This window comes from Curvibacter sp. CHRR-16 (assembly GCF_018474005.1).
GTDB lineage: Bacteria > Pseudomonadota > Gammaproteobacteria > Burkholderiales > Burkholderiaceae_C > Allorhodoferax.
In genome coordinates this window covers 539,111-552,165 of sequence record NZ_JAHCSH010000002.1, presented here as the reverse complement: position 1 = coordinate 552,165, position 13,055 = coordinate 539,111, and the positions used below count along the sequence as shown (strand labels likewise).

The following is a 13,055-nucleotide window of genomic DNA, read 5'->3' as shown; positions in this document are numbered from 1 at the left end:
TTATCCTGCGTTTTGCAGCGCCAAGCCCGCATGCTCGCGCAGCGGGTGGAAGTGGATTTTGGGGAAACGCTCTTGAGCCAAGCGCACGTCGTAGGGACTGGTGCACATATAGGCCAGCGTATCGGCGGCGTCTTTGGCCAAGCGCTGCGGGTAAGCGTCGCAGAAGGCTTTGAGGTCTTGCGCGTTGTCGGCGGTGATCCAGCGCGCGCCGGTGTACTGGCTGCTTTCCAAGCGGATGTCGGCGTCGTATTCGGTCTTGAGGCGGTGCTGCACCACTTCAAACTGCAGTTGACCAATCGCGCCCAGCAGCATGTTGCCGCCGAATTCGGGTTTGAACACCTGAATCGCGCCTTCCTCGCCCAGCTGGGCCAGGCCCTGCTGTAGCTGCTTGGTGCGCAACGGGTTTTTCAGTACCACGGTCATGAACATTTCGGGCGCGAAGAAGGGCAGGCCGGTGTACTGCAGGTTCACGCTGCCGTCGGTGATGGAGTCACCCAACTGCACGCCGCCGTGGGTGGTAAAGCCGATGATGTCGCCGGCATAGGCCTCGTCCACCGCCTCGCGGCGCTGGCTCATGAAGGTCACCACGCTGGTGGGGCGCAGTTCTTTGGCGGTGCGCATCACCTTGAGCTTCATGCCCGGGGTGTACTTGCCCGAGGCCACGCGCACAAAGGCGATGCGGTCGCGGTGGTTGGCGTCCATATTGGCTTGCACCTTGAACACCACGCCGCTGAAGGCGTCGTCGTCAGGCTGCACTTCTTTGACCACGGGCTGGCGGTTCACCACGGTGGTGCTGGTGCGGCTCTTGGGGCTGGGGGCCAAGTCCACCAGCGCGTCCAGCACTTCCATCACGCCAAAGTTGTTCACCCCGGAGCCAAAGAACACGGGCGTTTGCTTGCCGGCCAAGAAGGCGTCGATGTCCCACGCGGGCGACGCGCCCGTGGCCAGCTCCATGCTCTCCACGGCGGTGTCCCACTCGTGGCCAAAGCGCTCTTTGAGCGTGGCGGTTTCGCTCAGGGGGATGGTGTCAAAGTCTTGCGGGCGGCGCTCGCTGCCGGACTCGAACACTGTCATGGCCTGCGAGCGCAGGTTGATGATGCCGCCAAACAGCTTGCCTTGGCCCACAGGCCAGGTCATGGGCACGCAGGGCATGCCCAGCTCGCGCTCGATCTCGTCCAGAATGTCCAGCGGCTCGCGCACTTCGCGGTCCATCTTGTTCACAAAAGTGATGATGGGCGTATCGCGCTGGCGGCACACCTCGATCAGGCGGCGGGTCTGGCTTTCCACCCCGTTGGCCGCGTCAATCACCATCAGCGCCGAGTCCACGGCGGTGAGCACGCGGTAGGTGTCTTCCGAGAAGTCCTTGTGCCCCGGTGTGTCCAGCAGGTTGATGACGTGCTCGCGGTAAGCCATCTGCATCACCGAGCTGGCCACCGAAATGCCGCGCTGCTTCTCAATCTCCATCCAGTCCGAGGTGGCATGGCGTGAGGCCTTGCGCGCCTTCACCGAGCCCGCAATCTGGATCGCACCCGAGAACAGCAAGAGCTTTTCGGTCAGCGTGGTCTTACCCGCATCCGGGTGGGAAATGATGGCAAACGTGCGGCGACGCCGCGTTTCGGCGGTAAAGGACATGGTGGGGAGTGGCGGCAATTCGCCGGGGCAGAAAAGAGATAAGGGCGCGATTTTAAAGGGCTGCCAACATCCCTAGGGATGCACCACCACCAGCAAGCCCGTGGCCACCCCTTTGCCGGTGTTGCGAATGGCGTGGGCTTGGTCTACCGCGTAGCGGGCGGTTTCCCCGGCTTTGATGCGCTGGCTTTGCGGTCCTGCGGTCACTTCCAGCGAACCGGTGAGCACGCTCAGGTGCTCGCGTGAGCCGGGCTCGTGCGCGTGTGAGTCGAGCACGCCACCGGGCTGCACGATCAGCTCGTACCACTCAAACTGCCCGGCCATCTCCACCGGGCCCAGTATGCGCAGTTCACAGCGTTCGTCTTGCGTGCGCAGGCTGGGCGTGGCGTGGGCGGCCACGGTCACGATGCTGGGGGTGGCCTGCGCCGGGCTGCCCAGCAGCTCGGGCAGGGGGATTTCCAATGCATTGGCCAAGCGCCACACCACGGCCACCGTGGGGTTGGCTTGGTTGCGCTCAATCTGCGACAGCATGGACTTGGACACCCCCGCGCGCAGCGACAGGTCATCCAGCGACAGCCTGTGCTGCTGGCGCAGGGCCTTGATGCGCTCGCCCACGGCGGGCGGCTCTACGGGCGAAGTTTTTTTGGTCACCATGGCTTGACTCAGTGGATGTGAGTTAATAAGCTGCACAAAAATTCAATATATCGAACAACGTGCGGTGTATTGAACTGTGCAACACCACTGTACTGCAAGGCCTGCTATGACCACCACTACTGCGAGCGTTTTTGTGCCCACCAACCGTGGAACGGATGCTTTTTATGCCCACGTGCGCCACGAATTGGATGGCGTGCGCGAGCAAGGGCTTTTCAAGGGCGAGCGCATCATCGCCACGCCCCAGGGGGCACTCATCCGTCTGCAAGATGGGCGCGAAGTCATCAACATGTGTGCCAACAATTACCTGGGCTTGTCCTCGCACCCCAAGGTGGTGGAGGCCGCCCACGAGGCGTTGCGCACGCATGGCTATGGCCTGAGTTCGGTGCGTTTTATTTGTGGCACCCAAGACCTGCACAAAACGCTGGAGCAGCGCATTGCCCGCTTTTTGGGCACCGAAGACACCATCCTGTACGCCGCGGCGTTTGATGCCAATGGCGGCCTCTTTGAGCCGCTGCTGGGCGAGCAAGATGCCATCATTTCCGATGCGTTGAACCACGCCTCCATCATCGATGGCATTCGCCTGTGCAAGGCCCAGCGTTGGCGCTACGCCCACAACGATATGGCCGATTTGGAGCGCTGTTTGCAAGAGGCGCAGGCCAAGGGCGCACGCTTCAAGATGGTGTTTACCGACGGCGTGTTTTCCATGGACGGAACTATTGCGCAGTTGGACAAGATACGCACCCTGTGTGACCGCTATGGCGCGCTCATGGCCATCGACGAATGCCACGCCAACGGCTTTATGGGCGCGACAGGCCGTGGCACGCACGAATACCGGGGCGTGCTGGGGCAAGTGGACATCATCACTGGCACGCTAGGCAAAGCCTTGGGCGGTGCGTCGGGTGGCTTCACCACGGGCAAGCGCGAGGTCATCGAGCTGCTGCGCCAGCGCTCGCGTCCCTATTTGTTCTCCAACACCGTGGCACCATCCATCGTCGGTGCCTCCATTGCCGTGCTCGATTTGCTAGAAGCCTCTACCGCGCTGCGCGACAAGCTGGAGGCCAATACGCGCTACTTCCGGCAAGCCATCCAAGAGGTGGGTTTCTCCATCAAACCGGGGGATCACCCCATCGTGCCCATCATGGTGTACGACGCGGTGAAGGCGCAGCAACTCAGCGCTCGATTGTTGGAGTTGGGCGTGTTCGCTGTGGGCTTTTTCTATCCCGTGGTGCCGCAGGGGCAAGCGCGCATCCGCGTGCAGCTATCCGCGGCACACGACACAGCGCACCTGCAACGCGCTGTGGCTGCATTCACCCAAGCAGGCCGCGAGTTGGGCTTGCTGTCCGCCTAAGCCGAGCCCCCAGCGCCCGAGGAGACACACATGCACACCATCCAAACCCTGAGTCAACCCCGCGTACTGGTGATTGGCGCCAATGGCCAAATTGGCAGCGAACTGACCGAGGCCCTGATGCAACGCTACGGTGCCGATGCCGTGGTGGCCGCTGACATTGGTACCACCGCCCGCACCCCGGGGGTGGTCTATGAGCCGCTGGATGTGCTGGACTCGCAACGCTTGGACAGCGTGGTGGTGCAGCACCGCATTACCCAGATTTACCACTTGGCCGCAGCCCTGTCGGCACGTGGCGAGAAGGAGCCTGTGTGGGCCTGGAAGCTCAACATGGATGGCTTGCTCAGCGTGCTGGAAGTAGCGCGCTTGCGCGGCATCCAGCGCGTGTTCTGGCCCAGCTCTATCGCGGCTTTTGGTCCTTCTACCCCTGGCAACCCCGCCGCCCAAACCACCGTGATGGACCCGACCACGGTGTACGGCATTTCCAAGCTGGCGGGTGAGCGCTGGTGCCAGTGGTACTGGGACAAGCACGGCGTGGATGTGCGCAGCCTGCGCTACCCCGGTCTCATCAGCTACAAAACGCCTCCTGGTGGTGGCACGACTGACTACGCGATAGAAATTTTTCACGCAGCCCGCGAGCAAGGCCGTTACACCTGCTTCCTGCAGGAAGACCAAGCACTGCCCATGATGTACATGCCCGATGCCCTGCGCGCTACCATTGAGTTGATGGAGGCTGATGCCGACCGCATTGGGCAGCGTGGCAGCTACAACCTGGCTGGCATCAGTTTCACACCGGCCCAAATTGCGGCAGAAATTGCCCGCTACGTTAGCGGTTTCACGGTCGATTACCGCCCCGATTACCGCCAAGCGATTGCTGCCAGTTGGCCACAGCGCTTGGATGACAGTGCGGCCCAAGCCGATTGGGGCTGGGCTTTGCAATACGACCTGCCGGCCATGGTGGCTGACATGTTGGAACACATTTCTGTGCCAGCAATCGCCTAGGCTGACTACACTTCGGGCCTATGGTCCGAAAAAGCACAGGCGTCAATATCAAACAGCTAGCCCAATCGTTGGGTTTGTCCATCTCTACCGTGAGCCGTGCGCTCAATGGGTATCCCGATGTGAACCAGCAAACGCGCGAGCGGGTGCAGGAGATGGCCAACTCCATGGGGTACGCCCCCGATGCGCGCGCGCAGCGCTTGGTGCGCGGTCGCGCTGATGCGGTGGGCATGGTCTATTCCGCTACCTTGGGTTACATGGGTAACCCGCAGTTTTTGGCCACCGCCGATGGCATTGCCCAGCGCCTGCAGATGTATGGGCAAGACTTTCTGCTGGCCGTGGCGCGCACCGAGACTGAGCTGAACGTATACCGACGCTTGCTCCATGGTGGCCGGGTCGATGGTGTCATTGTGGCCAACACGCGCCAACATGACGAGCGCATCGACTGGCTGCTGGCCTCGGGTTATCCGTTTGTGGCCTATGGCCGTACTACCGAGTCGCATGGCTATGCATGGTTGGACTTGGATAACGTGCAAGCGGGCCGTTTGGCCGCCGAGCATTTGGCCAAGCTGGGCCACAAGCATTTCGCCTACGTGCACGTGGATATGGGCATGAACTTCGCCTTCCAACGCCGTGAGGGCTTTTTGCAAGTGTTGCGTGCAGCGGGACTGAACTGCCCTCCGCAAAACCAAGTTGATTACGCCAACGATGTGCAAAGCGGCATGCAAGCGGCGCAGCAGCTATTGCAGCTCACCCCTTTGCCTACTGCGGTGGTGGTGGATACCAACTTGGGCGTGCAGGGGGTCATTGAGGGCTTGCAGGCTGCTGGCGTGCAAGTGGGGCGCGATGTGTCGGTGCTGGTGCACGGTATACAGCCGCAGTTGCAGCTCTCCGATGGCCGCACCGTGACCACGGTAGCCCAGCCGCCCGGCGAGGAGATTGGTCGCTTGCTGGCCGACATTGTTTGGACTGTGCTGCGCGGTGCGGGCAAAAACGACCCGCATTACACCCACCCGCAGGTGCTCTGTCAGCCGGTTTTGTTGCCGGGGGATACCACCGGGCCTGTTGCGGCTTAGGCGGCAACGGTTACACTTGCGACCCTAGCGTTGCGAGGAGCGTTGCAGTTCGCCACCCGGTGAACGAGGCTCGCAGCGCACGGCGCGCCGCCCATGGCATGCCGCTTTGTACAAACGGCGCTCACCCACAGGTTGTGTGCGGTGAGTCGTGCAGCACCTGTGTTGATTGACCCGAAACCAGGAGAACACCATGAGTGCTGCTGCAGCCCGTACCGCTTCCAAATCGGCTTCCAAGCCCGCATCCAAACCCAAGGCCGACAAAGCCGCTAAGCCTGCGGCCAAACCCGTTAAGGCCGCTCCTAAGCCAGCAGCCGTGGTGGAGAACTACCGCATCGCCGATCTGAGCTTGGCACCCTGGGGCCGCAAAGAGCTGACCATTGCGGAAACTGAAATGCCTGGCCTCATGGCGATCCGCGAAGAGTTCGCCAAGAGCCAGCCACTCAAGGGTGCGCGCATTGCAGGCTCTCTGCACATGACTATCCAGACCGGCGTGCTGGTTGAAACCCTGCAAGCCTTGGGCGCGGAAGTGCGCTGGGCGTCGTGCAACATCTTCTCCACCCAAGACCACGCCGCTGCTGCGCTGGTAGCCAAGGGCACCCCTGTGTTCGCCTACAAGGGCGAAACGCTGGAAGACTATTGGGATTACACCCACCGCATCTTCGAATTTGGCCCCAAGGGTTCCAAAAACGAAGGCCCCAACATGATTTTGGACGACGGTGGTGACGCTACTTTGTTGATGCACTTGGGCACCAAGGCCGAGAAGGACCCCAAGGTTCTGGCCAAGCCCGGCAGCCACGAGGAAGTGTGCCTGTTCAACTCCATCAAGGCCAAGTTGAAGGAAGACTCCACTTGGTACAGCCGCCGCTTGAAGAACATCATCGGCGTGACCGAAGAGACCACCACCGGCGTGATGCGTTTGGAAGAAATGGCGGCCAAGGGCACGCTGCAATTGCGCGCTATCAACGTCAACGATTCCGTGACCAAGAGCAAGTTCGACAACCTGTACGGCTGCCGCGAATCGCTGGTCGATGCGATCAAGCGCGCTACCGACGTGATGGTGGCGGGCAAGGTGGCCGTGGTGGCTGGCTACGGTGACGTGGGCAAGGGTTCTGCCCAAGCATTGCGCGCCCTGTCGGCGCAAGTGTGGGTGACCGAGATCGACCCCATCAATGCCCTGCAAGCTGCCATGGAAGGCTACAAGGTCGTGACCATGGAATATGCGGCTGACAAGGCCGACATCTTCGTGACCTGCACGGGCAACAAGAACGTCATCACCTACGAGCACATGGATGCGATGAAGGACCAAGCCATCGTCTGCAACATCGGCCACTTCGACAACGAAATCGACGTCGCTTCGCTCGAAAAACTCAAGTGGGAAGAGATCAAGCCCCAAGTCGATCACGTCATCTTCCCCAAGAAGGGCAAGAAGGCTGAGAAGCGCATCATCTTGCTGGCCAAGGGCCGTTTGGTGAACCTGGGTTGCGGCACGGGCCACCCCAGCTTTGTGATGAGCAGCAGCTTTGCCAACCAAACCATTGCGCAAATCGAACTGTTCAGCAAGTCCAAGGCCTACAAGCCCGGGCAGGTCTACGTGCTGCCCAAGCATTTGGACGAGAAGGTAGCCCGCCTGCACCTGAAGAAAGTGGGCGCCATGTTGTCCACCCTGACCGACGAGCAAGCGGCCTACATCGGCGTGAAGAAGGAAGGCCCTTACAAGAAGGAAACCTACCGCTACTAAGCACCGACGATGCGTATCGACCAACTTCTGGTGCAGCAAGGGCTGGCGAGCAGCCGCTCGCAAGCCCAGCGGCTCATTGCCGCAGGCGTGCAGTGGCGCTTGCCCGGCTCGGACGAGTGGCAGCGCGTGGCCAAAAATGGCGACGAGGTGCCGCAAGCCGCTGAACTGCAATTGCATGACGCCGCAGAGGCACGCTACGTCTCGCGTGGCGGGCTCAAGCTCGAAGGGGCATTGCAGCGCTTGGGCTGGTCGATCGCGGGGCTGCGCTGTTTGGATGTGGGTCAAAGCACCGGAGGCTTTACCGATTGCCTGCTGCAGCACGGCGCGCACAGCGTGTTGGGGCTGGATGTGGGCAGCGGCCAATTGCACCCCCGACTGCAGGCCGATGCCCGGGTGTTGGCGCTGGAAAATACCAACGCCCGCCACCTGTCTGCTACAGATTTGATAGCTTTCATAGCGCATGCAGCAAGCTCTGCAGGCCAAAAAGGCATCCAAAACAGCGTCTCTGGCACGGCGCAAAATTTTGCCCCTCCGTTTGATGTGCTGGTGATGGATGTGTCTTTCATCAGCCAAACCTTGGTGCTGCCAGCCGTGCTGCCGCTGCTGCGCTCTGGCGGGCGCTTGCTCAGTTTGGTCAAACCCCAGTTTGAGTTGCAGCCGGGGCAGATTGGCAAAGGTGGCATCGTGCGCGATGCGGCGCTGTACACCCAAGTGCAAGAGCGCGTGCAGGTCTGCTGCGCTGAGCTGGGTATGCACCATCTAGCGTGGCTGGAGTCGCCCATCGCCGGAGGCGATGGCAACCGAGAATTTTTCATCGCCGCCCAGCGCGGCGACAGCGTGCCAGCCTAAAGGCGACACGAACCAACGCATAAAGGACTGCCGTATGACGCAGACAAGCAACCCCTCCACCAGCGCCGCTGTGGCTCAGCGCCCACCGCTGAGCTTGGAGTTTTTTCCACCCAAAACCCCCGAAGGCGCGGCCAAATTGCAGCAAGCGCGCCAAGCCCTGTATGCCTTGAAGCCGGAGTTTTGCTCGGTAACCTATGGCGCAGGGGGCTCTACGCAAGAGGGCACATTCAACACGGTGCGCGCCATCTTGGCAGAAGGAGTGGACGCCGCTTCCCACTTCTCCTGCGTGGGGGCCACACAAGAGCGTGTGCGCGAGCAGTTGGCGGAACTCCAAGCCATGGGCGTCAAGCGCTTGGTGGCCTTGCGTGGTGATTTGCCCAGCGGCTACGGTGCCGGTGGTGCGTTCCACTACGCCAGCGATTTGGTGGCCTTTATCCGCGCCGAAACCGGCGATCACTTCCACATCGAAGTGGCAGCCTACCCAGAGGTGCACCCGCAAGCCAAGTCGCCCGCGAGCGATTTGCAGGCTTTTGCCACCAAGGTGCGCGCAGGGGCCAACTCGGCCATTACCCAGTATTTCTACAACGCTGACGCCTACTTTCGCTTTGTCGAGGAGTTGGATGCACTGGGCTTGGACGTGCCCTCTGTGCCTATCGTGCCCGGCATCATGCCCATTACCAGCTCTAGCCAGTTGATGCGGTTTTCCGATGCGTGCGGTGCCGAAATCCCGCGCTGGATTCGACTGCGCCTGCAAAGTTTTGGCGATGACACGGCGTCCATCAAGGCGTTTGGCCACGAGGTGGTGACCAGCTTGTGCGAGCAGCTACTGGCTGGTGGTGCCCCGGCCATCCACTTTTACACCATGAACCAAAGCGCTCCCACGCTGGCGATTTGCCGCGATTTGGGCTGGCTTCAGGGGTGATGGTTCGGGTCTACAGGCACGGCTGTAGGCGCGCTCCACTGCAGGACAAATTCAGCGCCCGGTTGCAGGTTGCGGGCGCTCAATGACCAGCCGTGTGCGGTGGCGATTTCATGGCAAATAGACAGGCCAAGACCTGCTCCACCTTCACGGCTACCTGGTACTCGCCAAAAGCGCTCGAAAACCCGTCCCAAATAAGGCGCTGGAATGCCCGGCCCTTGGTCGCGCACGCGTATGGCATGCGCATCTAGCTCTACCGTTACCACGCTGCCTGTTGGCGCAACATGGATGGCGTTTTCCACCAGATTTTTGAGCAGCACAAACAGGGCGCTGCGGTCTGCATGCAGTGGTGTGCTGGGGTCGTGGTACGCCAGTTCAAGCTGCACGTGGTGCTTGGTGGATAAGGGGGTGAGAAAGCGCAGCACATCGGCGATGACGACATCGGCATGGATGTCGTCGAGCTGGTAACTGCGCAGTTCGCTCACTTCGGCCCACAGCAGCAGTTGCTGTACTTGGCGCGTCAGGTGGTCGAGTTCGTGCAGCAATACGGCAGGGTCGGTCTCGCCCAGCTCGATGTTGGCGCGCAGCAGCGCCAGCGGGGTTTTCAGTTCGTGTGCGGCGTCGGCCAAGAACCGTTGTTGGCGCTCAAAGCCATGTTCCAAACGTTTGAGGGCTTGGTTGAACGATTGCACCAGAGGCAGTACTTCGTTGGGCAGGCCATCGGTATGGAGGCTTTTCCATGGGCCATTGGGTTGGATGTTTTGCGCTTCTTGAGAGGCTTTGTGAATCGGTGCCACGATTTTGCGTACGCCCCACCCCAGTACCAAACCCAGCAGCAGGATGGACACCAGCACGGCAAAGCCTATGCTGCTGACAAAGGCGGTGCTGAGCTCGTCGTGTCGCATGCGTGCCAGGCGTTCGCTCACGGCCACTTGTAGCCACAGGGTTTGGGGTCCATTGTCGGGTAGCTGTGTCGAGGCCATGCGCAAGCTCACGCCGTCAATGACCACCGTGTGGGCGGTGCTGCTGGTATCGGTGCTGATGTGGTTGGCCTCCCACAGTTGGCGCGTGGTGTCGGACGACCACAGCCAAGTGTTGCCTTGGGCGTCGAAAACGCGGTAACTGGCATCCAATGGGGCGGAACGGAAGATCCACTGCATGTTGCCGGGCAGTGGTTTCATGTAGGGCTGGCCTTGTGCGTTGTAGTCCAGATATTGGCTGAGCTGATCCAAGGTTTTGTCTATGCCGTGCTTGAGGAGCAGGTTGCCACCTTGCAAAGCCCACATGCCTACCGCGCCAAAGACGATGGCGGTAGCCAACCATGCCAGCACATACGCGCTGAGCAAGCGCGCGCCCAAGCTGCCGATCCACGACTTAGGTATGAAGCGCATAGCCAATCGAGCGCAAATTCACGATTTCTACCGAAGAGCCAATGCTCTCCAGCTTGCGACGCAAACGGTGCAGCGCCACATCCAGTGCATTGGGCGTGACGGCTTCCATTTGCCCCCAAGCGGCGGCCTCTAAGGCGCTGCGGCGCACAGGCTGACCGCCCGCTTTGACCAGGCTGAGCATGATTTGTAATTCCCCACGCGGGAGGTTGACGCTTTTTTCTGCGCAAACCATTTGCAGTTGATCCGGGTGCAGTTGGATGTCTCCATAGTGCGGTGCCATGTGGATTTGCGCCGGGGGTCTGCGCAGCAGTGCCCGGGTGCGGGCCAATAGCTCGACCATGGGGAAGGGTTTGCACAGGTAGTCGTCGGCCCCTGATTCCAGCCCTTCTATGCGGTCGTGCAAGGCATCACGAGCCGTGAGCAGCAGGCAGGGTAGGTGATTGCCCCGACTGCGCAAGCGCCGGAGCAAGTCCACACCATCGCCATCGGGAAGCCCTCTGTCTATGAGTGCGGCTGAATAGTCTTGCTCTACGAGGGCGACCCAAGCGGCCTCTATGCTGTCGACACAGTCACACTCAATGCCAGACTGTGCCAATACGCGTTTGATCAGCGCGGACAAGCGCGGATGGTCTTCCAATAGCAAGACGCGTTGCATACCAATGCCTCCATGCTTAGAAGCGGTGTACGTAGCCTATGCGCACCGCCGTTACGCTGCTGCGATCAATCAGTGGACTGTCTTGTATAGCGTTGCCAAAGCGCGTGACGCCCGTGTCCAGGAAAACCATGTCTGCTCGACTGATGGGGTAGTCCACACGGATACTCAATTCGGTGTTGGTAGTGGCACTGCCGGTATAGCTGGGCCTGTCGGCGCGCACCTCGCTGGCAGTGACGCCGTAGTAGTAGTCCACGTAGTTTTTGTCTAACCAAGTGACCGCCAGTTTGGGGCTGATGCCAATGGGGCCTGCGGCAAACCGTTTGTCGATGCTGAGCTGAAATTTTTGCCCTTGGCTGTAGCTGGATGCATCACCTTGCCATGTGGCCCCCATGTTGGCCCAGTCGTTGCGCCAGTGCACTTTGCCGCCTACCCATACGCTGCTGTTGCGGTCGTGCATACCGGCCAAGTACGGAGAGTCTCCGGATTGGTAGCCATCGCCCGCATAAGACAGCGTAAGGGCATACGACACAGACCCCGTGCGTCCTAGTTTCACGTCCAAGCCAGGCCCCATGACACGCACCCAGCGGTTTTCGTAGGTCACCAAGGGCCAAATTTGGTTTTTGTTGTCAAAGTTTTTATAGGGCTTGGTATTGCTCATCGCCATCACTCCCACGCTCCACGATGAGGAGTCCTTGTTCTCCTGCATATCGGGAGCGTCTTGTGCTTGGGCTGTGCCGATCAGCGCCAAATGGCCGCAGAGCATGGCAACGACTAGTCCAGTAGATTGGCGGCGGTAAGAAAAAGCAGCGTGCATAAAGCGTCCTTGGGTATGCAAAAGCGATGGCCAATGCTGCCACGGTGTTTATTACCACACTCTTACTGGCAAAAAAGCGCCTATGTCCCTTCCAGGGTATAGGCGGCGTTGCTGTCTTGTTTGAGTAGTTTGACCATCACGGGCAGGCATTCCTTGAGCGTGGCTTTGAGCGTGTGGGGCGGGTTGATCACCACCACGCCGCTGGCAGGCAAACCGCCGCTGGGCATGTTGTCGTTGCCGACCAGTTTGTTCGATTTGACGGTTAGCGTTGCGTGTACCCACGGTTTGCCAGCTTTGGTGGCCAAGGTGCGCAGTCGCTTGGGCAGGTCATGTGCTTCGGAGCGCGGCACGATGGGGTACCACACCATGTAGGTGCCGGTGGCAAAGCGCACCATGCAATCGCTGATCAACTCATGCACGCGGTGGTAGTCGGGTTTGAGTTCGTAGCTGGGATCTACCAACAAGAGTCCGCGCCGTGAGGGAGGCGGCATGAAGCGTTTGACAGCGGGGAAGCCGTCTTCGCGCAGCACCATGATTTGCTTGCCCGCATCCAACTGGGCGATGTTGGTGGACAAGGCTTTGCCATCGGTAGGGTGCAGTTCACACAGTTTGAGGTGGTCTTGCAAGCGCAAAGTGCGCTGCACGATGAAGGGGGATCCGGGGTACACATTCCATTGGCCTGCCGTGTTGAAGCTGGCTACCATGTCCACATAGTCTTGCAAGCCAGCTGGCAGGGCTGCTGGAGCTTGTAGCAGGCGCAGAAAGCCATCTTGCGCTTCAGCACTGGTTTGGGCGTGGTCGCCATCAAGGCGGTACAGACCCGCGCCAGCGTGGGTGTCCACAATCTGCAGGGCGGTCTCTTTGATGGTGAGGTAGCGCATCACAGCCAGTAAGGCGGTGTGCTTGAGCACGTCGGCATGGTTGCCAGCGTGAAAGGCGTGTCGGTAACTGAACATAGCCCTGCATGGTAAAGCACCGGGCCCTGC

12 protein-coding genes and 1 riboswitch are annotated in these 13,055 nt (G+C 60.5%); of the genes, 6 read left to right on the top strand and 6 right to left on the bottom strand.

Translation table 11 applies throughout. The features are described 5' to 3' along the window. Complete coding sequence (locus tag KIK84_RS06175; protein ID WP_214122156.1) at positions 1–1,632, bottom strand: peptide chain release factor 3; 1,632 nt, start codon at positions 1,630–1,632, stop codon at positions 1–3. 72 nt (positions 1,633–1,704) lie between these two features. After that, the gene (locus tag KIK84_RS06170) at positions 1,705–2,283 is read right to left on the bottom strand and encodes a helix-turn-helix domain-containing protein (protein WP_214122155.1); all 579 of its coding nucleotides are present in this window, start codon (positions 2,281–2,283) and stop codon (positions 1,705–1,707) included. 106 nt (positions 2,284–2,389) lie between these two features. Here KIK84_RS06170 and kbl point away from each other — a divergent pair, with 106 nt between their 5' ends. The 6 genes from kbl to metF all read left to right on the top strand — a co-directional run bounded on the left by kbl (position 2,390) and on the right by metF (position 9,212). After that, positions 2,390–3,631: a glycine C-acetyltransferase gene (kbl, locus tag KIK84_RS06165; protein ID WP_214122154.1), complete on the top strand. Its 1,242-nt coding sequence runs from the start codon at positions 2,390–2,392 to the stop codon at positions 3,629–3,631. Between the two features lie 30 nt (positions 3,632–3,661). Beyond that, positions 3,662–4,630, top strand: coding sequence for an NAD-dependent epimerase/dehydratase family protein (locus tag KIK84_RS06160; protein WP_214122153.1), 969 nt, complete (start codon positions 3,662–3,664; stop codon positions 4,628–4,630). A 20-nt stretch (positions 4,631–4,650) separates the two neighbouring features. Then, positions 4,651–5,703 (top strand): LacI family DNA-binding transcriptional regulator, encoded by a 1,053-nt coding sequence (locus KIK84_RS06155; RefSeq protein ID WP_214122152.1) that lies wholly within the window; start codon positions 4,651–4,653, stop codon positions 5,701–5,703. A gap of 28 nt (positions 5,704–5,731) precedes the next feature. After that, positions 5,732–5,833: riboswitch (S-adenosyl-L-homocysteine riboswitch) on the top strand. 60 nt (positions 5,834–5,893) lie between these two features. Continuing rightward, on the top strand, positions 5,894–7,441 hold the full coding sequence (gene ahcY / locus KIK84_RS06150; RefSeq protein ID WP_214122151.1) for an adenosylhomocysteinase: 1,548 nt from the start codon (positions 5,894–5,896) through the stop codon (positions 7,439–7,441). Between the two features lie 9 nt (positions 7,442–7,450). Beyond that, the gene (locus KIK84_RS06145) at positions 7,451–8,290 is read left to right on the top strand and encodes a TlyA family RNA methyltransferase (RefSeq protein ID WP_214122150.1); all 840 of its coding nucleotides are present in this window, start codon (positions 7,451–7,453) and stop codon (positions 8,288–8,290) included. 34 nt (positions 8,291–8,324) lie between these two features. Continuing rightward, positions 8,325–9,212, top strand: coding sequence for a methylenetetrahydrofolate reductase [NAD(P)H] (gene metF / locus KIK84_RS06140; RefSeq protein WP_214122149.1), 888 nt, complete (start codon positions 8,325–8,327; stop codon positions 9,210–9,212). On the opposite strand, the gene KIK84_RS06135 is transcribed toward metF, so the two are convergent. From KIK84_RS06135 to KIK84_RS06120, 4 genes are all read right to left on the bottom strand, one after another. Then, entirely contained in the window at positions 9,203–10,600 is a 1,398-nt protein-coding gene (locus tag KIK84_RS06135) for a sensor histidine kinase (RefSeq protein WP_214122148.1), read from the bottom strand. The two genes, metF and KIK84_RS06135, sit on opposite strands and share 10 nt — an antisense overlap. Beyond that, entirely contained in the window at positions 10,584–11,255 is a 672-nt protein-coding gene (locus KIK84_RS06130) for a response regulator transcription factor (protein ID WP_214122147.1), read from the bottom strand. The genes KIK84_RS06135 and KIK84_RS06130 overlap by 17 nt, the downstream gene beginning before the upstream one ends. Positions 11,256–11,271: 16 nt before the next feature. Beyond that, positions 11,272–12,069 (bottom strand): MipA/OmpV family protein, encoded by a 798-nt coding sequence (locus KIK84_RS06125; protein ID WP_214122146.1) that lies wholly within the window; start codon positions 12,067–12,069, stop codon positions 11,272–11,274. Between the two features lie 80 nt (positions 12,070–12,149). Beyond that, positions 12,150–13,025, bottom strand: coding sequence for a 23S rRNA (adenine(2030)-N(6))-methyltransferase RlmJ (locus KIK84_RS06120; protein WP_214122145.1), 876 nt, complete (start codon positions 13,023–13,025; stop codon positions 12,150–12,152). Positions 13,026–13,055: the final 30 nt, after the last annotated feature.

Excerpts from the sequence above, each read along its gene's own strand:
- KIK84_RS06160 (WP_214122153.1), top strand. The coding sequence starts at position 3,662 with ATGCACACCATCCAAACCCTGAGTCAACCCCGCGTACTGGTGATTGGC.
- KIK84_RS06135 (WP_214122148.1), bottom strand. The coding sequence starts at position 10,600 with ATGCGCTTCATACCTAAGTCGTGGATCGGCAGCTTGGGCGCGCGCTTG.
- KIK84_RS06125 (WP_214122146.1), bottom strand. The coding sequence starts at position 12,069 with ATGCACGCTGCTTTTTCTTACCGCCGCCAATCTACTGGACTAGTCGTT.
- metF (WP_214122149.1), top strand. The coding sequence starts at position 8,325 with ATGACGCAGACAAGCAACCCCTCCACCAGCGCCGCTGTGGCTCAGCGC.
- KIK84_RS06120 (WP_214122145.1), bottom strand. The coding sequence starts at position 13,025 with ATGTTCAGTTACCGACACGCCTTTCACGCTGGCAACCATGCCGACGTG.
- KIK84_RS06130 (WP_214122147.1), bottom strand. The coding sequence starts at position 11,255 with ATGCAACGCGTCTTGCTATTGGAAGACCATCCGCGCTTGTCCGCGCTG.
- KIK84_RS06170 (WP_214122155.1), bottom strand. The coding sequence starts at position 2,283 with ATGGTGACCAAAAAAACTTCGCCCGTAGAGCCGCCCGCCGTGGGCGAG.
- KIK84_RS06145 (WP_214122150.1), top strand. The coding sequence starts at position 7,451 with ATGCGTATCGACCAACTTCTGGTGCAGCAAGGGCTGGCGAGCAGCCGC.
- KIK84_RS06175 (WP_214122156.1), bottom strand. The coding sequence starts at position 1,632 with ATGTCCTTTACCGCCGAAACGCGGCGTCGCCGCACGTTTGCCATCATT.
- kbl (WP_214122154.1), top strand. The coding sequence starts at position 2,390 with ATGACCACCACTACTGCGAGCGTTTTTGTGCCCACCAACCGTGGAACG.
- KIK84_RS06155 (WP_214122152.1), top strand. The coding sequence starts at position 4,651 with ATGGTCCGAAAAAGCACAGGCGTCAATATCAAACAGCTAGCCCAATCG.
- ahcY (WP_214122151.1), top strand. The coding sequence starts at position 5,894 with ATGAGTGCTGCTGCAGCCCGTACCGCTTCCAAATCGGCTTCCAAGCCC.